The organism is Pseudomonas sp. D3-10 (genome assembly GCF_051132175.1).
Classification (GTDB): Bacteria; Pseudomonadota; Gammaproteobacteria; order Pseudomonadales; family Pseudomonadaceae; genus Aquipseudomonas.
The window spans coordinates 4335811-4361427 of sequence record NZ_CP071668.1 but is presented as its reverse complement, the minus strand read 5'-3'; the positions used below and the strand labels follow the sequence as shown (position 1 = coordinate 4361427).

The window sequence follows — 25617 nt, the reverse complement described above, 5'->3', positions numbered from 1 at the left end:
GTTACAACCGAAACTGCGCAAAATCCAGATTGGTGCCGCCGGGCCGCATGTCTTGCAGGTACGAATCCTTGTCTGCGCTGAGCTCCAGGCTCAGGGCTGCCTTGCGTTTGCCCTGGTTGCGTACTTCCAGGCCTTCCATTTTTTCCCGCAGGAACACAGTGGGCACTTTCAGGTGCAAGAGTTCGTCGGTGGCAGGCGTGTGCAGCAGCAGGTGAATCCATTCGTACTGCCCAATGGCCAGGCGGGCCACCGGGATGTCGAACCAGAAGATGTTGCGGTTGCGGTTCAGTTCGCTGAAATGGCAGTTGTTGACGCCCAGGACGGCACCGCCCAGTTCCTGGTTTCTGCGGGCGATGGCCTGCTTTTTATCGAGTTTCATAACGTTCCTACGGGAATTGGAGCTTCAGGCGCAGCCTGAATACGTGGAGCATTCTCGGGTGTGGGTCGGCAAACATAAAGCGCAACCTGCATCTGACGATGAAATGCGCCGCTGAAAAAATGAAACTCCCTGCAAACGGCGTCGGTCAACCCCTATGTAATGACTTTTCTTACAGTTGTTCACAGGAGAAACATCATGGGAAGCACGAACGATAAAGTGAAGGGCGTTGCCAACGAAGCTGTCGGCAACATCAAGCAAGGTGTCGGCAAGGCCACCGACAATGACCGCATGCGCGCCGAGGGCGTGGTCCAGGAGAAAAAAGGTGAGGCCCAGCAAACCGCGGGCAAGGCCAAGGATGCAGTCAAGAAAGGCGTGGACGAGGCATAACCGGCCTGTAAAAAAGCGATTGGAACGGCCATCCGCGGGTGGCCGTTATCATGTCGGCTCGAACTTGCACCGGGGAAATTGTTCCAAAGTCGCCAAACAGGTTACTTTTGTCACGGATAGCAGCCCCGTGAGTCGCCAGGCGACCTTCCTCTTTTGCGGCGAAAGGAGACGCACATGATGTTCCCGGCCTTGAAAGGCTTGCCCCTGCATCGCGTGATGATGCGCACGGTGACCGAGTTTCTCGACGACGAGATGTCGACCTACGCCTCCGCACTGGCTTACCAGATGCTGTTTTCGCTGTTTCCCTTCATTCTTTTCCTCATCGCGCTGATCGGCTTCCTGCACCTGCCGGATTTCTTTTCCTGGCTGCGCCTGCAATCGGAACTGGTGCTGCCGCCCCAGGCGCTGGAGCAGGTCAACCCGGTGATCGACCAGCTCCAGCAATCCAAGGGCGGCTTGCTCTCGGTGGGTATCGTCATTGCGCTGTGGACCGCGTCGGCTGGCGTGCGGCTGATGATGAGCGCCATGAACGCGGCGTACGACGTGGTCGAGGGGCGCCCGGCCTGGAAGCGCTTTCCGCTGTCGATTCTTTATACGGTCGGTATCGCCGGCATGCTGTTGGTCGCCGCGGCCTTGATGGTACTGGGCCCGCAAGTGATGGGTTGGATTGCCTCGCAGATCGGGCTGGAGGAGTTCATCGTCACCGTCTGGACCCTGGCGCGCTGGCCGGTCATCGTGTTTTTGCTGATGGTGGCAGTGGCGCTGATCTATTACGTGATGCCTGACGTCAAACAGGAGTTCCGCTTCATCACGCCGGGCTCGGTTTTGGCGGTGGTGGTGTGGATCATCGCGTCCCTGGGTTTTGCGTTCTATGTGAAGACCTTCGCCGACTACAACGCCATGTATGGCAGTATCGGCGCGATCATCGTGTTGTTGCTGTATTTCTATATCTCTGCGGCGGTGTTGCTACTCGGCGCCGAGATGAATGCGGTCATCGAACACATGTCCGCCGAAGGCAAGGACACCGGTGAAAAGACCCCGGGCGAGCACGAGAAACAGCATGTGTCGGGCCTGGGGCGCGACCATTCCGTTGCTCATACCCCTACAGACGAAGCCCGACCATGATCCGCGAAATCCTGAAGATGGGCGACGAACGCCTGCTGCGCATCGCCCCGCCGTTGCCGCCGGAAATGTTCGACAGCGCCGAGTTGTGGCAACTGATCGACGACATGTTCCAGACCATGGAAAGCGTCGGCGGCGTCGGCCTGGCGGCGCCGCAGATCGGCGTGGACCTGCAACTGGTGATCTTTGGCTTCGAGCACAGCGAGCGCTATCCCGATGCCGAAGCGGTGCCGCAGACGATCCTGATCAATCCTTTGATCACGCCGCTGAGTCCGTTGATGGAAGAAGGCTTCGAAGGTTGCCTGTCGGTGCCAGGCTTGCGCGGCGCGGTGGATCGTTACCAGCATATTCGTTACGAAGGTTTCGACCCCAAGGGCGAGCCGATCATGCGCACCGCCTCGGGCTTTCATGCCCGGGTGGTCCAGCATGAGTGCGATCACTTGATCGGCCGCTTGTATCCGTCGCGCATCACTGATTTCAGTAAGTTCGGGTTTACCGAAGTGATGTTTCCGGATCTGGACCCTATGGCTGACGACTAGCTAAAACCGACACAAAAAAATTGTGGGAGCGAGCTTGCTCGCGATTGCGGTATTTCAGTCAACTCACCTGTTGAATTCAGTCCGCGATCGCGAGCAGACTCACTCCCACAATGAACTGTGTTCGGCGTCAGGAGAGTATGTTGGGCTCCAACCCCATCGCAATCATCGGCTTGCTGCGCGCATACCGGCTCAGCCTTTCAGCCATCGCATAGGGCAGTTCGGGGTCGAAGCTGAAGCCCCGTCGTTCATAAAACCCGCGCAAGTCCGGGTGACAGAACAGCCACACCGGTTCATCCAGCCCCTTCACCGCTTCTGCGATCAGTCGCGCGGCGACGCCATGTACGCGGTGCGCCGGGTCGACGAACAATCCCGTCAACCAATGCCCGCCCGAAACCGGTCGAAGGCACAGCGCCGCGACGATGTCTTCGCGCCGTGCTACCCACAGCTGGGCGTCGCGCACGGCTTTCATCGAGGATTGGTGGGCGCGGTAGAACTTGTTCATCAACGGCCACAGAGGCTCGTCGAGACGTGTGTAGTGGAAGTCGGGCATGGCGAGGGCGGAGAGGGCAGGGGAGATGGGCGATTATAAGGGAACAAACAATGCGCCGGGACATCTCCGGCGCCTGTCTGCAAGGTCTACAGCGAGGCGAGGAACATGTCCGTGGCCGGATTCTTCTCATCCGTCCGGCTTTCCTGGGCTTTTTCCACCTGCGCCATCGCGGCCTTGTCCTGCATGCGCTGGGCAATTTCCTCGCCGACCGCCCGTTGCTTCTCGGGCGGCATCTGCGCGTACTCTTCTTCAGTGATGCCCATTTCCTCAAGAATGCTGTCACGCAAGCGTTCTTCAGGCGTCTTGCTCATGTATTCCTTGAACTCCGTCATGGCAGAGCTGCGTGCTTTCTTCGCCTCGTCGGCGGCTGACGAAGCGACGGTCTGCAGTTGCACGCGGGTCTTGGCGAAGGCCTCGTCGACGTTGTCGCTGATGGCGGTGGCGGCGTTGACCTGCTGCGTGGCTTGCCGGGTGATGGATTCCTGGACCTGGGTGCTGCCCTGGTTGGCCTGGGCCTGGACGTTGTCACGCAGCGATTGCAGGGCGGCGCTTTGCAAGCCGCTGGCGGCTTCGGCGGTCGGGTCTTCGCCGGGGCGTTTGAGGGGCAGGTTTATCGCTTGTTGTTTTACGCTGACCAACATGATGTGTACCCGTAGGTAATGGCTGAGCGATGGTGGGAGCAATTACCATGCCGTCGCGCAAGGCCCCGTTTTTCAAGGGCTACAGGCGAAACGCACAGCGCGGTGCGGCCAATCCTTGCCGTTCGTCGGCATGGATCGACCGCAGGGTGGCGGGGCGCTCAGGTGCTTTCGCGAATCTTGAGTTCGAAACCCAGGTCGACGACCGGCTGGGCGATGCGGTTGCCGGCCATCAACGTGAGCATCTGTTCGGCGGCGCGCCGGCCGATTTCTTCTCGCGGGGTGCTGATGCTGCTCAAGCGCGGGACCATGTGGGCCGAAGCGGGCAGGTCGTTGAAGCCCAGTATCGAAACCTGTTCGGGAATCCTGATGCCGCAGCGCAACGCTTCGAGCAGGGCGCCGTGGGCCAGGTCGTCGTTGCCGAAGAAAATCGCGTCGACGTCTGGATGGCTGGCCAGCAATTGCAGGAACAATTCGCCGCCCAGGCCCACCGACGACGGGCGAGGGGTCAGCACTTCCAGGTCAGGGTCGTAGAGCCCGGCCTTCTGGAGGGCGCGACGAAAGCCTTCGCCGCGCAGCAACGTGCGTTGGTCCAGTTGCGCGCCGATGTAGGCCAGGCGCTTGCGGCCTCGGGAGATCAAATGCTCGGCGGCGGTCTCGCCGGCCTGGAGCTGGGAGAATCCCACGCAGTTGAGGCCGGCGCCCGGATCCAGTTCCATCATGTACACGCAGGGGATATTGCTGGCCTCGATCATGCGCCGGGCGCTTTCGGTCCGGTCGAATCCGGTCAGCAACAGACCGCGCGGCTGATAGGCCATGTAATTGCGCAGCAGGTCTTCTTCTTCGTCCCGGGAATAATGGTAGTTGCCGATCACCACTTCGAATCCCTTGGGCCGCAAGACGCGATGGATGGCTTCCAGGGTGTCGATGAACAACAGGTTGGACAGTGACGGCACCAGTACCACCACTGAATGGCTCTGGGCCGAAGCCAAGGCCCGGGCCGCGGGATTGACGACGTAATTGAGTTCCAGGGCGGCCTGGCGGACCTTGTCCACCAGTTCGACGGCCACGGTGCTGACGCCGCGCAGGGCACGGGAGGCGGTGATCGGGCTGACCCCGGCCAGGCGGGCGACTTCATTGAGCGTGGGGCGACCGGTGGTGCGAGTATTCTTATCGTTTTTAGGGGCGGTCATCAGGGCGGCTTGCCAAACAAAAATCAAGGCACTAAGGTAGCGCTGTCTCGGCGCGGCTGCAAATGCGTTGACAGGGTTTGCCTGATCCCTGTCCCGTGGGTGTCGTGGACGAACATGCTGCAACCACAAAAATGACAAGAAGGCGTCGGCAACTTCTGCTTTTGCTGCGGTGTCATAACTGGCAAAGGTAGCGCTGTCTGCGCGCTGAGGTGTTACATGAATAATCCAATCACCGCCCTGGTCATCATGGGCGTTGCCGGTTGCGGCAAAACTTGCGTCAGCCAGGCCCTGTGCCAACTGAGCGGCGCCACCGCCATCGAAGGCGACACGTTCCACCCCGCGGCCAACATTCAGAAGATGAGCGCCGGTATTCCCTTGACTGACGACGACCGTGCCGGCTGGCTCGACAGCCTGTGCGACGAGTTGCGTCGTGTCGACGGCACGGGCGAGCGCCCGGTGCTGACCTGCTCGGCCCTCAAGCACAGCTATCGCGAGCGCCTACGCAGCGCCCTGCCGGGCCTGGGCTTCGTATTCCTTGAATTGACCCCCGAAGTGGCTGCCGATCGTGTCTCCCACCGTCCGGGCCATTTCATGCCGTCGACCCTGATCGACAGCCAGTTTGCCACCCTCGAATCCCCTGTTGGCGAGCCCCTGACCCTGGCTCTGGATGCGTCCAGCCACAGCATCGATGAATTGGCCCGCCAGGCCTACGTCTGGTGGCTGGCCCACGGTTTGAAACTCGCCGGCTGAGTTTCGAAAAATATGCGTCAGAAAGATAGCGCTGTCCCGACGGCCCATAAATAACTGCTTCAATAACAACAACAAATCAGGAGACACCTCCCATGTTCGGCATGTCCCACGAGACGTTTCTACTGCTTGATGCAGTGGTCACGGTGATCGGACTCATCGTCCTTATCACCAAGTTCAAATTCCACCCGTTCATTGCGCTGACCATCGCCGCCGCGTTCCTCGGCCTGACGTCGGGCATGCCGACCGGCACCATCATCAAGGCGTTCCAGGACGGCTTCGGTGGCGTGCTCGGTTTTGTCGGCATCATCCTGGCGCTGGGCACGATGCTCGGAAAAATGATGGCTGAATCGGGCGGGGCCGATCAGATCGCCCAGACGCTGATCCGTGCCTTCGGCAAGGAAAAGGTGCAGTGGGCGATGATGTTCGCCGCGTTCCTGGTGGGCATCCCGCTGTTCTTCGAAATCGGCTTCGTGTTGCTGATTCCGTTGGTGTTCATCGTGGCGCGCCGCACCGGCGTGTCGATCATCAAGATTGGTATCCCGCTGCTGGCCGGCCTCTCCGCGGTCCACGGCCTGGTGCCGCCGCACCCGGGGCCACTGCTGGCGATCGGCATCTTCGGCGCCGACATCGGCAAGACCATTCTTTATGGCCTGATCGTCGCGCTGCCGACCGCTATCATTGCCGGCCCGATCTTCGGTACCTTCATCGCCAAGCACATCCCCGGGCATCCAAATCAGGAACTGGTGGACCAACTGGCCCGTGAGACGAACGCCGCCGAGCTGCCAAGCTTCAGCATCACCCTGATCACCGTGCTCTCGCCGGTGTTCCTGATGCTGCTCAAGACGTTCGCTGATGTGGCGCTGCCGGATGGCAACCTCTTCCGCGTCTGGATGGACATGATCGGCCACCCGATCTCGGCGCTGTTGTTGGCGTTGCTGCTATCGCTTTACACCTTCGGCTACAAACAGGGGATCGGTTCCAGCCAGATGTTGAAATGGCTCGACGCGAGCCTGGCCCCGACCGCCGCGATCATCCTGATCATCGGTGCTGGTGGTGGCTTCAAGCAGATGCTGGTGACCAGCGGTGTGGGCGATGTGATCGGTCACATGGCGGTGAGTGCGCAGATTTCGCCGATCCTGCTGGCGTGGCTGGTGGCGGCGGTGATCCGTATCGCCACAGGCTCAGCGACCGTGGCAACCATTACCGGTGCCGGGATCGTGGTGCCTGTCGTGGGGATGATGCCGGGCGTGAACCGTGAGCTGCTGGTGCTGGCGACCGGCGCCGGTTCGCTGATCCTGTCCCACGTCAACGATGCGGGTTTCTGGCTGGTCAAGCAGTACTTCAACATGACCGTGGCCGAGACTTTCAAGACCTGGACCGCGATGGAAACCATTCTGTCCGTGGTGGGCTTGATCTTCATCCTGCTGCTGTCGCTGGTGATCTAAGAACACCTTGGACTAACTGTGGCAAGGGAGCTTGCTCCCGCTGGGCCGCGAAGCGGCCCCAATCCAGTCAATTCCTCTCATGGAGTGAGGCGACCGGTTTGCGACTGCTTCGCAGTCGAGCGGGAGCAAGCTCCCTCGCCACATAGAGGTTGTGGTTGGCCGTCAGGCTTGTTTGCCAGCCAACCCATCCGCCCGGAACATCCCACGGATCCCCCGCACCGCCTGGCGAATCCGGTCCTGGTTCTCGATCAGCGCAAAGCGCACGTGATCATCCCCATATTCCCCGAACCCCACCCCCGGCGAGACGCAGACCTTGGCTTCGGCCAGCAGCTTCTTGGCAAACTCCAGTGAGCCCAGGTGCGCATAGGCTTCGGGGATCTTGGCCCAGACGTACATCGACGCCTTCGGGTTTTCCACCATCCAGCCTAGCTCGTGCAGGCCCTTGACCAGCACATTGCGGCGCTGGCGGTACTGCTCGGCGATGTCGCGCACGCATTGCTGGTCGCCTTCGAGGGCGGCGATGGCGGCCACTTGCAGCGGGGTGAAGGTGCCGTAGTCGTGGTAGCTCTTGATCCGCGCCAGGGCGCTGACCAGTTCCGGGTTGCCGACCATGAAACCGATGCGCCAGCCGGCCATGTTGTAGCTCTTGGACAGGGTGAAGAACTCCACCGCGATGTCTTTGGCCCCTGGCACTTGCATGATCGACGGCGCTTTCCAGCCGTCATACACGATGTCGGCGTACGCCAGGTCGTGGATCACCAGCACGTCGTATTGCTTGGCGAGGGCGATGACCCGTTCGAAAAAATCGAGCTCCACGCATTGCGCGGTCGGGTTGGACGGGAAGCCGAGGATCATCATCTTCGGCTTGGGGATCGAACCGCGAATGGCCCGCTCCAGCTCATCGAAGAAATCCACGCCGGGCACCAGCGGCACCGAACGCACCTGGGCGCCGGCGATCACCGCGCCGTAGATGTGGATCGGATAGCTGGGGTTGGGCACCAGCACCGTGTCGCCCTGGTCCAGGGTCGCCAGCATCAGGTGCGCGAGGCCTTCCTTGGAACCGATGGTGACGATGGCTTCGCTTTCCGGGTCGATGTCCACCTCGTAGCGGTCCTTGTACCAACGCGAAATGGCGCGGCGCAGGCGCGGGATGCCTTTGGACGTGGAGTAGCCGTGAGTGTCTTCACGCTGGGCGACGGTGACCAACTTCTCCACGATATGTGGGGGCGTGGCGCCATCGGGGTTACCCATGCTCAAGTCGATGATGTCTTCGCCGCGCCGACGCGCAGCCATCTTCAGCTCGGCAGTGATATTGAATACGTACGGGGGGAGTCTATCGATGCGCGCAAAGCGGCGCGGCGAACCTTGTTCGGCCATTGTTGCCTCGAGATACGTGAGCGCCCGGAACCGTCCGAGCGACGTTGGCCACTGCGGTGGCCTGCGGCGCAAGATAATCGGGCGGATGTCGAATTGTCCAGTAGCCGCGCCGAACTATTTTCGACGACACTGTCGCCCTGGCTGCGGCGCCCCCGAAAGGCCCCGCAGGCGGCTGAACACGCCTATCCAATCCTGATGGAACGAATCATGGAATTTTCCAGCGGCTTCCTGCTGAGTCTTTCGCTGTGCCTGGACATTGGCGTGGCCAACATCGCGATGATCACGCTGGCGATGCAACGCGGCTATTTCCAAGGCTTCGCCTTGGGCCTGGGCACGTGCGTGGGCGACCTGGTCTATGCAGTCCTGGCGCTGGCCGGGATGACCGTTTTGCTGCAATACGAACCGGTGCGTTGGGCGCTGTGGATTGGCGGCTCGGTGCTGCTCTTGTATTTCGCGGCGAAAATGGTTCATTCGGCGATCTATCACAACGCGGTGCTGGCTGAGGCGGGCGAGACTCGGGCCAACTCGCCGCGCCAGGAATTTTTTCGCGGGATTTTCCTCGCCATGTCATCGCCCAGCGCCATTCTCTGGTTCGCCGCAGTGGGCGGAACGCTCATCGCCCGCTCGGGTGGCGGCACCGTGCTCAGCTCGGCCTTGTTCCTGGGCGGATTCCTCAGCGCCGGGCTGCTTTGGAGCGCTGGCCTGTGCCTGGCAGCGACCCAGGGCGGGAAAATGCTAGGCGATAAGTTGCTGCGGTACTCCTATTGGGCATCGGCGGCGATCTTCTGTTATTTCGCGGTCTACGTGATCGTTTCTGGTTATAACGAGTTTGTAGGAACGGTAAACGCCCCCAGCTTGCCGGGACTTTAACAAGCGAAACGGCCTGGCAATTACGGTTTGGCTTCTATACTGCCAAACCCGACTTCAAGTTTTCGGAGTGATGAGCAATGGAAACGCAAAAACGCGCTAACGCAACCGAGCCGCGCTTCGAGCAGGGACGCTTTCAGCTCATCGCCGGTTTCGGCGCGCGTTTTACCCAGGAAACCGCCCAGGACATCCCGCAGCTCTGGGAAAAATTCCTGCCTTGGCTCGGCAAGGTGCCCGGACAGAAAGACGAGGTGACGTACGGGGTGTGCTGCAACCCGGACGGCCAGGGCGGCTTCGAGTACATCGCTGGCGTGGAAATCAGCCGGCTCGACGACCTACCCGAACAATATCGCTGGATCGAGATCCAGCCCGGGTCCTACGCGGTCTTCGAGCACAAAGGGCCGCTCAAGGATCTGCCGGATACGTTCCAATACATCTGGAAAGAATGGCTGCCCCAATCCGGCCATCAGGCGGCGGATGAACCGGAGTTTGAGCGCTACAGTGAAGATTTCAATCCCCGGACCGGCGAAGGCCACCTGGAAATCTGGATACCGCTCAAGCCGAGTTGATCGCCTCGGGTCCCTGTGGAAGCGAGCTTGCTCGCGATAGCGGCGGATCAGCCAACGTCGACGACGACCGATATGCCCTCATCGCGAGCAAGCTCGCCGCCAGACTTTGCAGCTATTGATCGTTGGCCCTGTTTGTCAAAACACCAACCCCATCCGCCGCTCATAACCGATGCGGCCTTTGTAGGCTTCGCCACTGTCGACCCAGCCCAGTCGGGTGTAGAGGCCGATGGCCGAGTGGTTGTCAGCATCGACGGAGAGCTCCAATCCCCTGATTTCCGGCCAGGCCGCGCGGGCCGCGGCGGGTAGCGCTTGCAGGCACGCCTTGCCATAGCCTTTGCCCTGGGCGCGGTGGTCAACTTGCAACGCGTGCAGGGTCGCGCTGTGTTCGTTGGCCCAGGCCGGCAGCACGGGCGGGCGCTTGAGCAGCAGGAACGCCACGGGCACCTCGTCGTCCAACAAGGCGAAGCCCTTGACCCCTGGGCCGGGCTTTGACAGCAGTGTGTGCAGCGCGCCGTGAATGTCGCCAGAGAACTTGATTTGGTCGGGGTAAATCTCGATGGATTCGACCTGTTGCCGTTGCAGTGGGGTCAGGTCTTCATAGGGTACGAGCTGAGCAGTCACGAAAACGTCCGTTGTTTGTCGACAGAATGGACCTTGGATTCTAGCGAAATTTTTTCTTTGGATTATTTTTGTTTAGCTGTCGATTTGCCGTTTCTCCAAACGACAAAGGGTGTCTCTAACAAAAACCTGCGGAGAATCACCATGAATACCCAAGCTGCCGATACCGAGATCCAGACCCTGATCGATACTTATCGCCGAGCGGTCATGGCCAAGGATGTAGAAAAGGTCATGGCGCTTTATGACGATGGCATCGTTTCGTTCGACGCCATCCAGGCCTTGCAATTCAAGGGCAAGGTCGCCTACCGGGCGCACTGGGAGGCTTGCATGGAAATGTGCCCCGGCCCGCACAAGTTCGATTTTCACCAGGTGCAGATCAACGCAGCCGATGACATTGCGTTTGCCCACTGGCTGGCTTATTGCGGTGGCACCAACGATAAGGGCGAGGAGCAGGCCTGCTGGATGCGCGTGACGGCCTGCTACAAACGTTCGGCCGGGCAGTGGAAAATCGTCCACGAGCATTGGTCCGCGCCGTTCGATCCCATGGCCGGGACGGCGATTTTCGATTTGCAGCCCTGAGCGGCTGCGGTTCGCTTCTGCCATCCTTGTCGATCAGCCGATCACGGAGCTCTCCATGAAGTATTTATGCCTGGTGTATAGCAACGAAGAGGTCCTGCACAACTCGCCGGACAGTCCCGAGGACGCCGAATGCATGGCCTACGCCGAATCAGTCCAGGGCAGTGGCCGGATGGTCGCGGCCGAAGCCCTGGAGTCGGTGCAGACCGCCACCACGGTGCGCATGCGCGGCGGCAAGCTGTCCATCACCGATGGCCCGTTCGCCGAAACCAAGGAGCAATTGGCGGGCTTCTACCTGATCGACGCCAAGGACCTGAATGAAGCCATCCAGGTCGCCGGCCACATACCGGCGGCCCGGGTCGGCTGTGTCGAGGTTCGACCGGTACGTCAATTGAATCCTTGAAAACGATGATCAACAGGATTGCTTCCATGAACCTTGAGCTTGTTTCTTCCATGCGATCCATCAGCCCAGTGACCAGGGGGCTGTCCGGCTGATGTCGGCCGAAGTGGTCAAGGCGCGGGTCGAGCAGGTCTACCGGCAGGACTCGCGGCGGATCCTGGCGACCCTGATTCGCCTGCTGGGAGACTTCGACCTCGCTGAAGAGGCTATGCACGAGGCCTTTTTCATCGCGGTGGAGCGCTGGCAGCGCGACGGAGTGCCGGACAATCCGCGAGCCTGGCTTGTATCGGCGGGGCGGTTCAAGGCGATTGACGGCCTGCGCCGGCGGGCGCGCTTCGCGGCATCTCAACCGATGCTGATTGCGCAGCTCGAGGAACTGGAGCAGGCCGATTGGAGTGACGAGGACGTGGAAGACGATCGCCTGCGGCTGATTTTCACCTGCTGCCACCCCGCGCTGGCGGCTGACGCCCAAGTGCCGTTGACCCTGCGAGAAGTGTGCGACCTGACGACCGAGGAGATCGCCCACGCATTTCTCGCGGCGCCGGCGACCATCGCCCAGCGCATCGTGCGGGCCAAGGCGAAGATCCGTGATGCACGAATTCCTTACCAGGTGCCGTCCCGCACCGAATTGCCTGAACGCCTCGACAGCGTCCTGCGCGTGATCTACCTGGTGTTCAACGAAGGGTACTCGGCGTCGATGGGCGCCGAGTTGACCCGGGAAGACCTGACCCGCGAAGCCATACGCCTGGCACGCCTGTTGATGGAGCTGTTGCCCGAAGCCGAAGTCATGGGGTTGCTGGCATTGATGCTGTTGCACGAATCGCGGCGGCCGGCGCGGACTTCCATGACCGGTGAGCTGGTCTTGCTGGATGAACAGGACCGATCGCTGTGGGACCAGGCAATGATTGCCGAAGGCTGCGCCATGATCGAGGCGGCGCTCAATACCCGGCGGTTCGGACCGTATTGCCTGCAAGCGGCGATCGCTGCGGTGCACGCCGAAGCGCCGACAGCGCAGCAAACCGACTGGCCGCAGATCGTCGGCCTCTACGATGTGCTGCTGCGTGCCGTGCCATCGCCGGTCATCGAACTCAACCGCGCGGCCGCCTTGGCCAAGCGCGACGGGCCGCAGGCTGGGCTGAGCCTGATCGATGGAATACTGGGTAGGGGTGAATTGACCGACTATCACCTGGCCCATTCGGCGCGGGCGGAGTTTTGTCGGCAGTTGGGACGGGTGGAGGAGGCGAGGGCGGCGTACCGTCGTGCGCTGGCGTTGACGCAGCAGTTGCCGGAGCGGCGGTTTATCGAAGCCAGGCTTGCCGGCTTGCACTGATGGCACGAGCAGGCCCGTGGCGAGGGAGCTTGCTCCCGCTGGGGCGCGAAGCGGCCCCCTGCGATGTGTCGGCTATATGAAGGAGCTGCTGCGTCGGCAAATCCTGCATCACTGCGCTTGACCCACCGCCTTCGCGAGCAGGCTCGCTCCCACAAGGGAGGTTATCGCACGCATGGAATTCATGTATCCAGAAACCAACGTGGGAGCGAGCTTGCTCGCGATGGGGGTGGCCCAGCCAACATCATGGTTGGCTGGTAGACCCCATCGCGAGCAAGCTCGCTCCCACGGGTTTATCGGTGACCGAACCGGCGTTGATCAGAACTCGTGATCAGCGCTGTCCGGGTTCAGGTCGCTGATGCCCAGCTTGCCTGCGGCCTGTTCGATCGAACCGGTCTGCTTGACCAGGGCGGCAATGGCGTCGCGCACGACCTGGTTGCCCGCGGTGTTGCCAGCGGCGATCAGTTGGTCGTAGTGCTCACCCTTGTTGGCGTGATCCACCATGACCTGGATCTTCGCTTCGGTATCGGCCAGGTCGGCCTTGAGCGCGGTGTCGGCGGCCGGGTCGGCCTTCGCCACCAGGGACGACAGGCTGGCACCGGTCATCTTGGTGCCGTCTACGCGTGTGTATTCACCCAAGTAAACGTTACGCACGCCCTTGGCATCGTAGAAATGCGAGTTGTGGGTGTTGTCGCTGAAGCAATCCTGTTCGTCTTCCGGGGAGTTGGCTTCCAGGGAGACTTTCATGCGCTCGCCCGCCAGTTCACCCAGGGACAGGCTGCCCATGCCGAACAGCATCTTGCGCAGGCCGGTTTCGGCAGGCTCGGCTTCCAGGGTGGCGCGATAGTTGTCGGCTACGTTCGGCTTCCAGTTGCCGACCATTTCCTGCAGGTCGTTGACCAGCAGCTGGGTGACGGACTTCAGGTAGGCGCGACGACGATCGTTGTGGCCGCCCGTGGCGCCGGCGCCTTCCAGGTAATCCGAGGCCGGGCGATTGCCAGCGCCAGGGCCGGTGCCGTTGAGGTCCTGGCCCCACAGCAGGAATTCGATGGCGTGGTAGCCGGTGGCGACGTTGGCCTCGGAACCGCCCAGCTCGTTCAGGCTGGCGAGTTTTTCCGGGGTGATGTCCTTGACGTCGACCTTGTCTTCGCCGACCTGGACCTCGGTGTTGCCAATGATATTGGCGGTGGCGCCCGGGTTACCCAAGGCATGCTCGTAGGATTTGTCGACGTAGTCGATCAAGCCCTCGTCCAGGGGCCATGCGTTCAACTGACCTTCCCAGTCGTCGATGATGGTGTTGCCGAAGCGGAACACTTCGCTCTGCAGGTATGGCACGCGTGCGGCGACCCAGGCAGCCTTGGCGGCTTTCAGGGTGTCGGCGTTCGGCTTGGCCAGGAAGGCATCGACGGCGGTCTGCAGGTTTTTCGCGGTGGATTCGGCATCGCTGTAGACGGCGTAGACGATGTCGGCGTAGTGCGCGACAACAGCCTTGGCGGCGGCTTCATCGATCTTGCCAGCGGCAGCGGGGGCAGCCGGTGCAGCGGTGCTGGCGGCCGGCGTTGGCGCTTGCGGCGCGGCGGCCTTGTCTTTGCCTTCGCCGCAACCGGCGAGGGAAATAGCAATGGCCAACAGACTGGCGGTAGCCAGAGGCATACGAATCATGGCGAACATCCTGCTTCGGTGATGAATGGGACAGGCGCGAGGGCGCGCAAAACTGCGACATAATGCGAAAGATTTGCATTATGTGTAAAGGGTTGTGCCTGTAAATATTTCTTATTCACTCGAGCGGATCGCTGTCTTTCGACGACGTCCGTAAGAAATTTCCGATGACGGGGCCGGCGAGGATCAGACGATGGAAGCCTTGATGCGCTCCGCCTGCTTCAGGTAAAGGCCCAACTCCCGCGCGGGCAGGGGTTTGCTGTAGTAGTAACCCTGGCCTTCATGGCAGCCCTCGGAAATGATGTACGCCTCCTGCTCGATAGTCTCGACACCTTCGGCAATGACCTGCATACCCAGGCTCTTGCCCAGTTGGATGATGGCGCGAACGATTGTTGCATCGTCTTCGTCATCGAGCAGGTCCTGGACGAAGCTCTTGTCGATCTTGATCTTGTCCAGCGGCAGGCTCTTGAGATAACTCAGCGATGAGTAGCCAGTGCCGAAATCGTCAATGGCGATCAGCGCGCCGGAACGGCGCAGGCTCAGCAAATGCTGGGCAGCGGTGGTGATGTCCTCCATCAGGCCGGTCTCGGTGACTTCCAGCTCCAGGCTGCGCGGCGGCAGGCGGTACATCTGCAGGAAGTTGTTCACCACCCTGGGCAGCTCGGCGTGGTGCAGCTGCACGGTGGACAGGTTGACCGCCATGCGCAGGTCGACGAAGCCCTGGTCATGCCAGTCCCGCAGCTGCTTGCAAGCCTGGTCCAGGACCCATTCGCCGATCGCGATGATCGTGCCGTTCTGCTCGGCCAGAGGAATGAACAGGTCTGGCGGCACGAAACCGTGTTCGGGATGGTTCCAGCGAATCAGCGCTTCGGTGCCCACCACGCGCAGGTCGCGATAGCTGATCTGCGGCTGGTACACCAGGGTGAACTGCTCCCGCGACAGGGCTTCGCGCAGGTCCTTTTCCAATTCGCGACGGCGGCGCATCTCGCTGTCGACGCTGGCAATGTAGAACTGATAACGATTGCGCGAGCGGGTCTTGGCCAGGGTCATGGTCTGCTCGGCTTTTTGCAGCAGCTTTTCGGTGCTGTCGCCGTCTTCAGGAAACAAGGTGATGCCAATGGTCGCCCTCAGGCGGATCTCCTGGTCGTCCAGCGCGAACGGCGCTTCCAGGTCGTCAAGAATGCTCTGGGCCAGTTCGGCGGCTTCATAGGGTTGCTCGATATCGGCCTGGACCAGCGCAAACTGGTCGCCGCCCAGTCGCGCCAATGCGCCGAGGCGTCCGCTGTGGGCGCGCAGCCGATCGGCCAGGGCAAGCAGCAGCTGGTCACCGGTCTGGTAGCTGAACTGTTCGTTGATGCTCTTGAAATCATCCAGCCCCACGCACAGCACCGCGACGCGACGTTGCAGACGTCCGGCATCCACGAGGATCTTGTCCAGTTGCTGTTGCAGTTGCTGGCGATTGGGCAGGCCGGTCAGGAAATCGTACTGGGCCATGCGCAGCAGGCTGTTTTCAGCCTCGTGGCGCAGGTGGGTGTTGCGCTCGATGGAGGCCAGCAATTGATTGGCGGTGTTGATCCACAGGCCCAGTTCGTTGTGCTCGTGACCCCTTAGCTGCGGGATCTTGTGGGCACTGGGGCGGTCCGGGTTAATTTCGGTCAGGTGCTGGATGATTCGCGACAGCGGCTTGGTCAACAGCCAGTGGTAGACCAGATACAGCACCAGGCCCATGGCCAGAGCCCGCAGCATTCCGGAAATGAAGATGATGACCGAACTGACGATAAAGCCCTGGCCATAGGTGGCGGTGTCGAGCGTGATGCTCAGGTCGCCATAATATTCACTGTAGGGGCCGCGGCCCACCAGTTGCGTGGTGAAGGTCCGCTCCTGGCCCAGTATCAGGTCGGTCAGCCAGCGGCTTTCATACTTCTGCAGAGGCCGGGTTTTTTCGGCCAGCATGGTTTCGCGCGGATGCCCGATGGACGCCATGCGCACGGCTTCATCCTGGAACAGGCCTTCGATCACCTGCATGCCCATCTCGCGGTCCAGGCTATAGACCGCCTGGGTGGACGGATCGCGGAACATATCGAGGATGCGCTGGGCGTCGTCGGCGACGGCCCGGTTGGTTTTGTAGGCGTCGAATACGATCTGGGCGCAGCTTAAAACCATGCCAACGATCAACGCCGAGAGGAGCACGACCCGGAGCAACTTCACAGACAAGCTGTTTTTGAGTTCCAGCTTCAAAGAGGGATTCCTTGTTCCGTGCGGGTAGCGTCAAGATGCCATGAGTATTGGCAATCCTGTGATGTCAGTCAAAGGGACAATCAAACACAAGGGATTTCGCCTGAAACCTGGCCGTTATACGGTGTTTGCAGAGTGATGACTCTACGACCATTGTTTCGGTTGGAAGGGCCTGCAACTTGAGGCTAGGCGGGATTTTTATTGGTTTTTCGGACGCGAGGTCATTTACCTGGGGCGATATTGCTTGATCACCGCGAAGCTTGCCGAGGGGCAAGCTCGCTCGCGCAGAGCAATCCAAGTCTAAAAAAAACGGCGCTTTCCCGTCGGAAAAGCGCCGTTTTTCAAGACATCACAGCTTAGGCAGTAAAGGTCTTGCCTTCGAACTGCTGAGCCACGAACTCCCAGTTCACCAGGTTCCAGAACGCCTCGACGTATTTTGGACGCACGTTACGGTAGTCGATGTAGTAGGCGTGCTCCCAGACGTCGCAGGTCAGCAGCGGGGTGTCGCCGCTGGTCAGCGGGTTGCCGGCGCCGATGGTGCTGGCCAGGGCCAGGGAACCGTCAGCCTTTTTCACCAGCCAGCCCCAACCGGAACCGAAGGTGCCGATGGACGTCTTGCTGAATTCTTCCTTGAACTTGTCGAACGAACCGAAGGCAGCATTGATGGCTTCAGCCAGCGCGCCGGTAGGTTGGCCGCCGCCGTTAGGCGTCAGGCAGTTCCAGTAGAAGGTGTGGTTCCAGACCTGAGCGGCGTTGTTGAAGATACCGCCCGAGGAAGTCTTGACGATTTCTTCCAGGGTCTTGCCTTCGAACTCGGTGCCAGGCACCAGGTTGTTCAGGTTCACGACATAGGTGTTGTGGTGCTTGTCGTGGTGGTATTCCAGCGTTTCTTTGGAGATGTGTGGCGCCAGTGCGTCGTGTGGGTACGGCAGCGGCGGCAATTCGAAAGCCATGGTGATTCTCCTAATCAGGTCAGTTGCGGTGAGCGCAAGGCCGATCACGGGCGGCCAGACTAGCGCCGGGGAGTTTGTACTCTTTGCGGCGCAGGAGTCGGATCATAGCACCGGGGGTGCGGCATAACCACGCAACAACTGTGTGGAATAGAGGTTCCAGAGCGGTTTGGAATATCAGCCCGACACGATCAGTTGCGCTGCTACCGTGAACATCATCACGGCCACCAGCAGGTCCAGGACGCGCCAGGTCGCAGGGCGGGCCAGCCAGGGAGCGAGCCACGCGGCACCCAGGGCCAACGTGGAAAACCACAGCAGCGAAGCACTGGCCGCGCCCACGACGTAGGCGCCAGGCACGCTCTGCTGGGCACCGAGAGAGCCGATCAGCAACACGGTGTCGAGGTAGACGTGAGGGTTGAGCAGCGTGACCGCCAGCGCGCTCAGCAGCACGGTTCGCAGAGACCGCGCGACCTGCTTTTCATCCCGCTCCAGACTTTGCCTCGAACAGGCCCGACGCAGCGCCTGGCTGCCGTACCAAAGCAAGAACGCAGCGCCGCCCCAGCGAGCGATCGAAAGCAACAATGGGCTCTGGGCCAGCAGCGTTGCCAGGCCGAACACCCCGGCGGCGACCAACAGCGCATCACAGGCGATGCACAGCGCAGCCACCGGCAGGTGATGCTCGCGGCGCAGGCTCTGGGCCAGCACGAACGCGTTCTGCGCGCCGATCGCCATGATCAACCCAAGGGCCACCAGCAGCCCGTTTACATAGCTTTGCCACATAACGTTGTCACTCCAGGAGTTCGCAAATTGCTGGCCATTCTCCGGGGTGCGGGGGTATAAGAAAAACAAATCATGCTGATCGGCCATAAGGAAAACTGATGTTCGATTACAAACTGCTTTCCGCCCTGGCGAGCGTTGTCGAGCAAGCTGGCTTCGAGCGAGCCGCGCAGGTGCTGGGATTGTCGCAATCGGCCATCTCCCAGCGGATAAAGCTACTCGAAGCGCGGGTCGGCCAGCCCGTGCTGGTGCGCGCCACGCCTCCGACGCCCACGGAAATCGGCCGTCGCCTGCTCAACCATGTACAACAGGTGCGTTTGCTGGAGCGCGACCTGCAAAGCCTGGTACCGGCGCTGGACGAAGAGGGCCTGCCGGAGCGCCTGCGCATTGCGCTGAACGCCGACAGCCTGGCCACATGGTGGGCCAGCGCGGTGGGGACATTCTGTGCCGAGCAGCATGTGTTGCTCGATTTAGTGGTGGAGGACCAGACCGTAGGCCTCAAGCGCATGCGCGCCGGAGAGGTCGCCGCTTGTCTTTGCGCCAGTGAACGCCCGGTGGCCGGCGCCCGCAGCGTGTTGCTGGGGGCCATGCGCTACCGGGCGCTCGCCAGTCCCGCCTTCATTGCCCGGCATTTCCCCGGCGGGGTGCGCGCCGATCTGCTGGCTCGCACACCTGCCCTGGTGTTCGGGCCGGATGATTTCCTGCAACACCGGTATCTGGCTTCCCTCGGCGTCGAAGGCGGATTCGAACACCATTTATGTCCATCATCCGAAGGTTTCCTTCGCCTTATCGAGGCGGGGCTTGGCTGGGGGCTAGTGCCCGAGCTGCAAGTTCGCGATGCACTGGAAAGAGGCGAACTGGTGGAATTACTCGCAGATAAGCCGATTGACGTGCCGCTGTACTGGCATCATTGGCGCAATGGTGGGCAGCTGCTCGGTTTGTTGACCGAGCAGCTGGTCGCAGCGGCAGGCAGCACGCTGCATGGGGTGAACTGATGCAGCTGGCTTGTGGCACGAAACTGATTTAGGAGCATTTCATGAAAATTCTGGTCACCGGCGCAAGCGGCTTCATTGGCGGACGCTTTGCGCGTTTCGCCCTGGAGCAAGGCCTGGATGTTCGGGTCAATGGCCGCCGGCCTGAAAACGTCCAGCACCTGGTGACGCGCGGCGCCGAGTTCATCGAGGGCGATCTGGGCGACCCGATGTTGGCCCGGGACCTGTGTCGCGATGTCGACGCCGTGGTGCATTGCGCCGGCTCGGTGGGGTTATGGGGACGCTACCAGGACTTTCACCAAGGCAATGTCCAGCTCACCGAGAACATCGTCGAGGCTTGTCTGAAGCAAAAGGTCCGGCGACTGGTTCACCTTTCTTCGCCCTCGATCTACTTCGATGGTCGTGACCACTTGGGATTGACCGAAGAACAGGTGCCCAAACGTTTCAAGCATCCCTACGCTGCCACCAAATACCTGGCCGAACAGAAAGTCTTCGGTGCTCAGGAGTTCGGTTTGGAAGTGCTGGCCCTGCGCCCGCGATTCGTCACCGGTGCCGGCGACATGAGCATTTTCCCGCGGCTGCTTAAAATGCAGCGCAAGGGACGCCTGGCGATTGTTGGCAACGGCTTGAACAAAGTGGATTTCACCAGCGTACAGAACCTCAACGAAGCGCTGCTCAGCAGCCTGCTGGCCACCGATTCGGCCTTGGGCAAGGCTTATAACATCAGCAATGGCGCGCCTGTCCCACTGTGGGATGTGGTCAATTATGTGATGCGGCAGATGGAAGTCCCGCAGGTCAGGCGTTACCGCTCCTATGGACTGGCCTACAGCGTTGCGGCCATGAACGAAGGTCTTTGCGCAATCTGGCCCGGACGGCCTGAACCGACGCTGTCACGCCTGGGCATGCAGGTGATGAGCAGGAATTTCACCCTGGATATCGACCGGGCACGGCACTGTCTGGATTATGATCCGAAGGTCAGCCTCTGGGCCGCCCTCGATGAATTCTGCGCCTGGTGGCGCGTCCAGCATGGCCGCTGATCGCCCCGTCATGAACCGAGTGCCCGGTTCGGGGTCAATGGGTGCGGCGGGCGAGGGGGTTATACTCGCCGCATCGAGTCACCACCGATTTCCCAAAGGTTGAACCCATGCCCACGCGTAACGATGCCAACGACGACTTCGACGATGTACCGAGCCTGCGGATGCGGGCGGACATCCCCGATGACGATGACTTCCTGAGCAATCGCCCGCCCCACGTGCAGGCGCGTCCGGCGTCCGTTGCGGCGGCGAAGGTCAAGGCACCGAGCACCGGGCCGCTGTGGGCCTTGGTCGGAGCCTTGCTGTGCGCGCTGGCCTTCCTGGCGTGGTGGAGTTTCCAGCAGATTTCCCTGATGGAACAGCAATTGGTGGCCACCCAGGAAAGCTTCGCCCGCATCAGTGAGGATGCGGCCGGGCGCTTGCAGGACATTTCCGGCAAGGTGGTCGCCGGACAGTCCAATGTCATGAGCGACAGTGAAGCCTTGAAACTGCAGATCAGACAGTTGGAAAACAAGATGCAAGAGCAGGGCCGCCAATTCGACGGCAAGCTGCAGGAACAATATAAAGCGCTGCAAGGCGCCTTCGGCCCGTCCGCCGACCTGGACACGCAACTGGCCAAGATGATCACCCAGGCTTCGCAGCAGGAAAACACCAACACCCAGCTGCAAGCGGCCAACAAGGAACTCCAGGCTCAGGTCAAGGCGTTGGCGGCGGAAGTGTCGGCCTTGAAGAACCAAGGCGAGGGTGGTGCCCTGGATGCCCAGCTCAAAAGCATCGGTGCGGACATCACGGCTTTGAAACGAGCCACTTCCAACTCGGCCATCGAGCGTTTGGAGCAGGACATGGTCGTGCTCAAGAGCCAACAGGAAAACCGTTCCGGCAACACCGCCGAGTTCGATGCCTTCCGCGGCCAGGTCACCCGCAACATCAATACCTTGCAATCGCAGATCCAGTACCTGCAACAGCAACTGAGCAACCGATCTCAGTAACGAACCCTGTGGGAGCGAGCGTGCTCGCCCCCACACGGAAACGAAAGCCCAGCCGAAATTACCCCGCCACCAACACCCGAATTGCCTCCAACCGCAACGCAGCCTTCTCCAACATCGCCAACCCTTGCTCACGCTGCTGGCGCAAAGCCTCCAGCTCGCTGTCCCGCACGGTTGGGTTGACCGCTTGCAACGCGGTCAAGCGTGCCAGCTCTTCTTCGGTATCAGCCGCCAGGCGACGTTGGGCCTCGGCCACGCGCTCGGCATGGCGTGGGATGATTTTCTGTTCGCCGGCATTGATCCGCGGCGCGAGTTGGTCGCGCTGGGCCTGGATGAATTTGTTGGCGCTGGCGCGTGGCACGCTTTCGAGCTGGTCGTTCAGGGTTTCGAAAGAGACCCGGGCCGCCAGGTCGTTGCCGTTGGCGTCCAGCAGGCAGCGCAGGGCCGCTGGTGGCAGGTAGCGGCCCAGCTGCAGCGAACGCGGGGCGACCACTTCGCTGACATAGAGCAGTTCCAGCAGCACGGTGCCGGGTTTGAGTGCCTTGTTCTTGATCAGCGCCACGGCCGTGTTGCCCATGGAGCCCGACAGCACCAGGTCCATGCCGCCTTGCACCATCGGGTGCTCCCAGGTGATGAATTGCATGTCCTCGCGAGACAGCGCCTGGTTGCGGTCGTAGGTGATGGTCACGCCTTCGTCGTCGCCCAAGGGGAAACTGGCGTCGAGCATTTTCTCGCTCGGCTTGAGGATCAGCGCGTTGTCTGAATGGTCCTCGCTGTCGATACCGAAGGCGTCGAACAAGGTCTCCATGTAGATCGGCAGGGCAAACTGGTCATCCTGTTCGAGAATGGCCTCCACCAGCGCATCACCTTCACCCGCGCCGCCGGAATTGAGCTCCAGCAGGCGATCGCGGCCGGTATGCAGCTCGGCTTCCAGGCGCTCGCGCTCCACGCGGGCCTCGTCGATCAGCGCTTGCCAGTCGCCATCGTCGGCTTCTTCGAGCAATGGCAGCAGGCGCGGGCCGAATTGATGCTGCAAGGCGTTGCCGGTCGGGCAGGTGTTGAGAAACGCGTTCAGGGCTTCGTGATACCACTGGAACAGCCGGGCCTGCGGGCTGGTTTCCAGGTAGGGCACGTGCAGCTCGATGGTGTGTTTCTGGCCGATCCGGTCCAGGCGGCCGATCCGTTGTTCCAGCAGGTCCGGGTGCGATGGCAGGTCGAACAGCACCAGGTGATGGGCAAACTGGAAGTTACGACCTTCGCTGCCGATTTCCGAGCAGATCAGCACCTGGGCGCCAAACTCTTCATCAGCGAAGTAAGCGGCCGCGCGGTCGCGCTCCAGAATGTTCATGCCTTCGTGGAACACCGTGGCAGGGATGCCAGAGCGCACGCGCAGGGCGTCTTCCAGGTCCATGGCGGTTTCCGCGTGGGCGCAGATCACCAGGACCTTGGTGCGCTTGAGCATTTTCAACTGGTCGATCAGCCATTCGACGCGCGGGTCGAATTTCCACCAGCGCTCTTCTTCGCTGGCGTCCGGCTGGGCCTGGAAGCTGACTTCCGGGTACAGCTCGGCATGATCGCCCAGCGGCAGTTCCAGGTATTCGTCCGGGCATGGCAAAGGATAAGCGTGCAGCTTGCGCTCCGGGAAGCCTTGCACGGCGGCGCGGGTATTGCGGAACAGCACGCGGCCAGTGCCATGTCGGTCGAGCAATTCACGAACCAGGCGGGCGCTGGCTTCGATGTCGCCATCGTTGACAGCCGTCAGCAGCGCTTCGCCCTCGTTACCCAGGAAACCGTGGATGGTCTGGTGGGCTTCGGGCGACAGGCGCCCTTTGTCCAACAACTCCTGGACGGCTTCGGCGACCGGGCGATAGTTCTCGCTTTCGGCACGGAAGGCCTGCAGGTCATGGAAACGGTTCGGGTCCAGCAGGCGCAGACGGGCGAAGTGGCTGTCCTGTCCCAGTTGCTCAGGTGTCGCGGTCAGCAGCAGTACGCCGGGAATGGTTTCGGCAAGTTGCTCCACCAGTGCGTATTGAGGGCTGACATGGTCTTCGTGCCACACCAGGTGATGGGCTTCGTCGACAACCATCAGGTCCCATCCGGCGGCAAACAGCGCGTCCTGGGCCTTCTCGTCGTCTACCAGCCATTCCAGCGCCACCAGCGCCAGTTGGGTGTCTTCGAAGGGGTTGCTGGCATCGCTTTCAATGAAGCGTTCTTCGTCGAACAGCGCCACCTGCAGGTTGAAGCGCCGGCGCATTTCCACCAGCCATTGGTGCTGGAGGTTTTCCGGGACCAGGATCAGGATGCGGCTGGCGCGCCCGGAAAGCAGTTGGCGGTGGATGATGAGGCCGGCTTCGATGGTCTTGCCCAGGCCCACTTCGTCTGCCAGCAGTACCCGTGGCGCAATGCGGTCAGCCACTTCGCGGGCGATGTGCAGTTGGTGGGCGATCGGTTGGGCGCGGACGCCACCCAGGCCCCAAAGCGGGGACTGCAATTGGCGGCTGGTATGTTCCAGCGTGTGGTAGCGCAGGGAAAACCAGGCCAGTGGGTCGATCTGGCCGGCGAACAGGCGGTCGCTGGCCAAGCGGAACTGGATGAAGTTCGACAGCTGGGTTTCGGGCAGCGTGACGACTTCGTTCTGGCCGTCAAGGCCGTGGTAGACCAACAGTCCATCGACGTCGTCGACTTCGCGCACGGTCATTTTCCAGCCTTCGAAGTGAGTGATCACGTCGCCCGGCGAAAACCGTACGCGGGTCAAGGGCGCATTCCGTAGCGCGTACTGGCGAGTGTCGCCAGTGGCCGGATAGAGCACGGTCAACAAGCGGCCGTCCTGTGCCAGAACGGTGCCTAAACCCAGCTCGGCTTCGCTGTCACTGATCCAGCGTTGCCCCGGTTGATACTGCTGCGCCATGCTGCCTGACTCCCGCCGTGAAAAAGCCGGCTATCTTAACGGAATGAGCCGCCAGACCAAAGGATTTACGCACATCTGCCAGGCCTCGCGTGGGCGTTCCCCGTCAACCTGGCCAAGGGAACTTAAACGGGTTGCGCGATCAAACAAGCTTGTGGGCTGGCAGGGCGCAATGCCAACCAGGTCACAAGTTTCGGACCAGCGGTTCAAGCTGTCCCCGCCACAGCCGACAACCTGAAGACAGGAGACCTTTATGTTGCCACCCATGCTTCCCTTGAGCGCCGTACCCGTTACCGCGCAGCAGGATCCTATCCGGCCGCGACCGGATATTCCGCCCGTGGTCCCTGTTCAGGAAAGCTCCAGCGAAAGCACCATCGACCTGCAAAAGCGCGATCCTGAAGAAACCGCGTTGTTGCTGCGCGAGGAACAGCGCCGCCAGCAGGAGCGTGAAAGGCGTCGCCGTGAAGCCGATGAAGACCCCGACGAACATTTGGCGGTGCCGGGCACCGAGCTGAACGCCGACAACACCGTACCGGTCGTACCGCTGGTGGAAGGGGAGTCGCGCCAAGGCCTGTGGGTCGATATCCAGATCTGATCCAAGCCCGCCGAGACGGCCGGGCTGGTCAACGCAGGAAGCAGCCCGCATCATGGGCGCATCCGAACTCACCGTATGATGCCGACACACCATGAGCCAAGAAGACAAGCTGATTGACCTGGGCGCTGAGCGCGCCAAGCGCGTTCACGACCTCAACGAAAAACGCCTCAATGAAGTTCGCCAGGCTTTCGAGCAGGCCATGCCGCTGGGCAAGCCAAAGAAAAAACCGAAAAACAAACCGAAAAAGCGCTGAGCTCCCCTCGATTCATTGATCCAAATCAATTATTCCCTCTTCATTTCGCTCCGTCGCGAGCGGTATTGATTCCGGTCAATTTTCATCCGGGCCCGATTGGTTAACTTGGCTCCAACGAAACAGGGGCAAGACCAGGAGGCCAGTCATGTTTATCGATAATGTGGTGTTTGCCGGTGTGTTGACGGTCGGCCTCATGTTCGTGTTTTTCGCAGGTTTTGGATTATTCATCTGGAAAGATGCGCACAAGCGCAAGAAGCCGTAGGCCTTTTCAGCGACAGCGAGCACGCAAGGCATTTTGGGCGACTTCGGTCGCCCTTTTTTTTGGCAAATGTTCCGGTTTCCCATAAAAACTATTTTGGGAGCGTGCTTGCTCGCGATAGCGGTATGCCTGTAGATACCTGTGTTGGCTAACCCACCGCCATCGCGAGCAAGCTCGCTCCCACAGGTGGCTGGGCATGAAAAAAGGTGCGAACCGCAAGGAACGCACCTTTTTT

General features: G+C 61.0%; 27 protein-coding genes. 16 read left to right on the top strand and 11 right to left on the bottom strand.

From position 1 onward, the window contains the following. Position 1 precedes the first annotated feature (1 nt). A complete protein-coding gene (locus J3P90_RS19585; protein WP_030139341.1) occupies positions 2–379 on the bottom strand; it encodes a hypothetical protein in 378 nt (125 codons plus the stop codon). A 195-nt stretch (positions 380–574) separates the two neighbouring features. Here J3P90_RS19585 and J3P90_RS19580 point away from each other — a divergent pair, with 195 nt between their 5' ends. The 3 genes from J3P90_RS19580 (at position 575) to def (ending at position 2427) form a co-directional block, all read left to right on the top strand. Next, a complete protein-coding gene (locus J3P90_RS19580; protein WP_420764412.1) occupies positions 575–766 on the top strand; it encodes a CsbD family protein in 192 nt (63 codons plus the stop codon). Positions 767–940: 174 nt separating this feature from the next. Then, positions 941–1891, top strand: coding sequence for a YihY/virulence factor BrkB family protein (locus J3P90_RS19575; RefSeq protein ID WP_420764413.1), 951 nt, complete (start codon positions 941–943; stop codon positions 1889–1891). Next, positions 1888–2427 carry a peptide deformylase gene (def, locus tag J3P90_RS19570; protein ID WP_434562684.1) on the top strand — a complete coding sequence of 180 codons (540 nt, stop codon included), beginning with the start codon at positions 1888–1890 and terminating at the stop codon, positions 2425–2427. Before J3P90_RS19575 ends, def begins: the two co-directional genes overlap by 4 nt. Before the next feature lie 127 nt (positions 2428–2554). On the opposite strand, the gene J3P90_RS19565 is transcribed toward def, so the two are convergent. The 3 genes from J3P90_RS19565 to J3P90_RS19555 form a co-directional block, all read right to left on the bottom strand. Further along, positions 2555–2977 carry a GNAT family N-acetyltransferase gene (locus J3P90_RS19565; protein WP_434675260.1) on the bottom strand — a complete coding sequence of 141 codons (423 nt, stop codon included), beginning with the start codon at positions 2975–2977 and terminating at the stop codon, positions 2555–2557. A gap of 86 nt (positions 2978–3063) precedes the next feature. Further along, complete coding sequence (locus J3P90_RS19560; protein WP_434562688.1) at positions 3064–3618, bottom strand: hypothetical protein; 555 nt, start codon at positions 3616–3618, stop codon at positions 3064–3066. Between the two features lie 158 nt (positions 3619–3776). Then, positions 3777–4808, bottom strand: a complete 1032-nt coding sequence (locus J3P90_RS19555) for a LacI family DNA-binding transcriptional regulator (protein ID WP_420764417.1) — start codon at positions 4806–4808, stop codon at positions 3777–3779. A 216-nt stretch (positions 4809–5024) separates the two neighbouring features. Between J3P90_RS19555 and J3P90_RS19550 the strand changes: the two genes are divergently transcribed. Then, entirely contained in the window at positions 5025–5558 is a 534-nt protein-coding gene (locus J3P90_RS19550) for a gluconokinase (protein ID WP_420764418.1), read from the top strand. A gap of 92 nt (positions 5559–5650) precedes the next feature. Next, positions 5651–7003 (top strand): GntP family permease, encoded by a 1353-nt coding sequence (locus J3P90_RS19545; protein ID WP_305496305.1) that lies wholly within the window; start codon positions 5651–5653, stop codon positions 7001–7003. A gap of 162 nt (positions 7004–7165) precedes the next feature. On the opposite strand, the gene alaC is transcribed toward J3P90_RS19545, so the two are convergent. Further along, complete coding sequence (gene alaC, locus J3P90_RS19540; protein WP_305496304.1) at positions 7166–8380, bottom strand: alanine transaminase; 1215 nt, start codon at positions 8378–8380, stop codon at positions 7166–7168. Between the two features lie 207 nt (positions 8381–8587). Here alaC and J3P90_RS19535 point away from each other — a divergent pair, with 207 nt between their 5' ends. Further along, on the top strand, positions 8588–9250 hold the full coding sequence (locus J3P90_RS19535) for a LysE family translocator (protein WP_434675259.1): 663 nt from the start codon (positions 8588–8590) through the stop codon (positions 9248–9250). Positions 9251–9327: 77 nt separating this feature from the next. Next, a complete protein-coding gene (locus J3P90_RS19530; RefSeq protein WP_434562696.1) occupies positions 9328–9816 on the top strand; it encodes a GyrI-like domain-containing protein in 489 nt (162 codons plus the stop codon). A 135-nt stretch (positions 9817–9951) separates the two neighbouring features. Here J3P90_RS19530 and J3P90_RS19525 read toward each other — a convergent pair whose 3' ends face one another. Continuing rightward, positions 9952–10437, bottom strand: coding sequence for a GNAT family N-acetyltransferase (locus J3P90_RS19525; protein ID WP_434562698.1), 486 nt, complete (start codon positions 10435–10437; stop codon positions 9952–9954). A 141-nt stretch (positions 10438–10578) separates the two neighbouring features. On the opposite strand from J3P90_RS19525, the gene J3P90_RS19520 reads away from it, so the two are divergent. The 3 genes from J3P90_RS19520 to J3P90_RS19510 all read left to right on the top strand — a co-directional run bounded on the left by J3P90_RS19520 (position 10579) and on the right by J3P90_RS19510 (position 12740). Further along, complete coding sequence (locus tag J3P90_RS19520; protein ID WP_434675258.1) at positions 10579–11013, top strand: YybH family protein; 435 nt, start codon at positions 10579–10581, stop codon at positions 11011–11013. A gap of 55 nt (positions 11014–11068) precedes the next feature. Further along, positions 11069–11413 carry a YciI family protein gene (locus J3P90_RS19515; protein ID WP_434562700.1) on the top strand — a complete coding sequence of 115 codons (345 nt, stop codon included), beginning with the start codon at positions 11069–11071 and terminating at the stop codon, positions 11411–11413. Positions 11414–11504: 91 nt separating this feature from the next. Next, positions 11505–12740 (top strand): RNA polymerase sigma factor, encoded by a 1236-nt coding sequence (locus tag J3P90_RS19510; RefSeq protein WP_434675257.1) that lies wholly within the window; start codon positions 11505–11507, stop codon positions 12738–12740. Positions 12741–13055: 315 nt separating this feature from the next. Here the strand turns inward: J3P90_RS19510 and J3P90_RS19505 are convergent, their stop codons facing one another. From J3P90_RS19505 to J3P90_RS19490, 4 genes are all read right to left on the bottom strand, one after another. Next, positions 13056–14399: an imelysin family protein gene (locus J3P90_RS19505; protein ID WP_420764425.1), complete on the bottom strand. Its 1344-nt coding sequence runs from the start codon at positions 14397–14399 to the stop codon at positions 13056–13058. 183 nt (positions 14400–14582) lie between these two features. Beyond that, positions 14583–16634: a putative bifunctional diguanylate cyclase/phosphodiesterase gene (locus tag J3P90_RS19500; RefSeq protein WP_434610005.1), complete on the bottom strand. Its 2052-nt coding sequence runs from the start codon at positions 16632–16634 to the stop codon at positions 14583–14585. Positions 16635–16987: 353 nt separating this feature from the next. Next, complete coding sequence (locus J3P90_RS19495; RefSeq protein ID WP_420764427.1) at positions 16988–17584, bottom strand: superoxide dismutase; 597 nt, start codon at positions 17582–17584, stop codon at positions 16988–16990. Between the two features lie 174 nt (positions 17585–17758). Further along, a complete protein-coding gene (locus J3P90_RS19490) occupies positions 17759–18361 on the bottom strand; it encodes a LysE/ArgO family amino acid transporter (protein ID WP_434562704.1) in 603 nt (200 codons plus the stop codon). A 98-nt stretch (positions 18362–18459) separates the two neighbouring features. Between J3P90_RS19490 and J3P90_RS19485 the strand changes: the two genes are divergently transcribed. The 3 genes from J3P90_RS19485 (at position 18460) to J3P90_RS19475 (ending at position 21373) form a co-directional block, all read left to right on the top strand. Then, on the top strand, positions 18460–19353 hold the full coding sequence (locus tag J3P90_RS19485) for a LysR family transcriptional regulator ArgP (protein ID WP_420764429.1): 894 nt from the start codon (positions 18460–18462) through the stop codon (positions 19351–19353). A 41-nt stretch (positions 19354–19394) separates the two neighbouring features. Next, entirely contained in the window at positions 19395–20387 is a 993-nt protein-coding gene (locus J3P90_RS19480; protein ID WP_420764430.1) for an NAD-dependent epimerase/dehydratase family protein, read from the top strand. Positions 20388–20494: 107 nt separating this feature from the next. Then, the gene (locus tag J3P90_RS19475; protein WP_420764431.1) at positions 20495–21373 is read left to right on the top strand and encodes an ATPase; all 879 of its coding nucleotides are present in this window, start codon (positions 20495–20497) and stop codon (positions 21371–21373) included. 58 nt (positions 21374–21431) lie between these two features. On the opposite strand, the gene rapA is transcribed toward J3P90_RS19475, so the two are convergent. Next, positions 21432–24278 (bottom strand): RNA polymerase-associated protein RapA, encoded by a 2847-nt coding sequence (gene rapA / locus J3P90_RS19470; RefSeq protein ID WP_420764432.1) that lies wholly within the window; start codon positions 24276–24278, stop codon positions 21432–21434. 250 nt (positions 24279–24528) lie between these two features. On the opposite strand from rapA, the gene J3P90_RS19465 reads away from it, so the two are divergent. From J3P90_RS19465 to ccoM, 3 genes are all read left to right on the top strand, one after another. Next, positions 24529–24870 carry an aspartate-semialdehyde dehydrogenase gene (locus tag J3P90_RS19465; RefSeq protein WP_420764433.1) on the top strand — a complete coding sequence of 114 codons (342 nt, stop codon included), beginning with the start codon at positions 24529–24531 and terminating at the stop codon, positions 24868–24870. A 91-nt stretch (positions 24871–24961) separates the two neighbouring features. Beyond that, positions 24962–25123: a hypothetical protein gene (locus tag J3P90_RS19460; RefSeq protein WP_305496283.1), complete on the top strand. Its 162-nt coding sequence runs from the start codon at positions 24962–24964 to the stop codon at positions 25121–25123. Between the two features lie 145 nt (positions 25124–25268). Next, complete coding sequence (ccoM, locus tag J3P90_RS19455) at positions 25269–25385, top strand: cytochrome c oxidase subunit CcoM (protein WP_030139315.1); 117 nt, start codon at positions 25269–25271, stop codon at positions 25383–25385. Positions 25386–25617 lie beyond the last annotated feature (232 nt).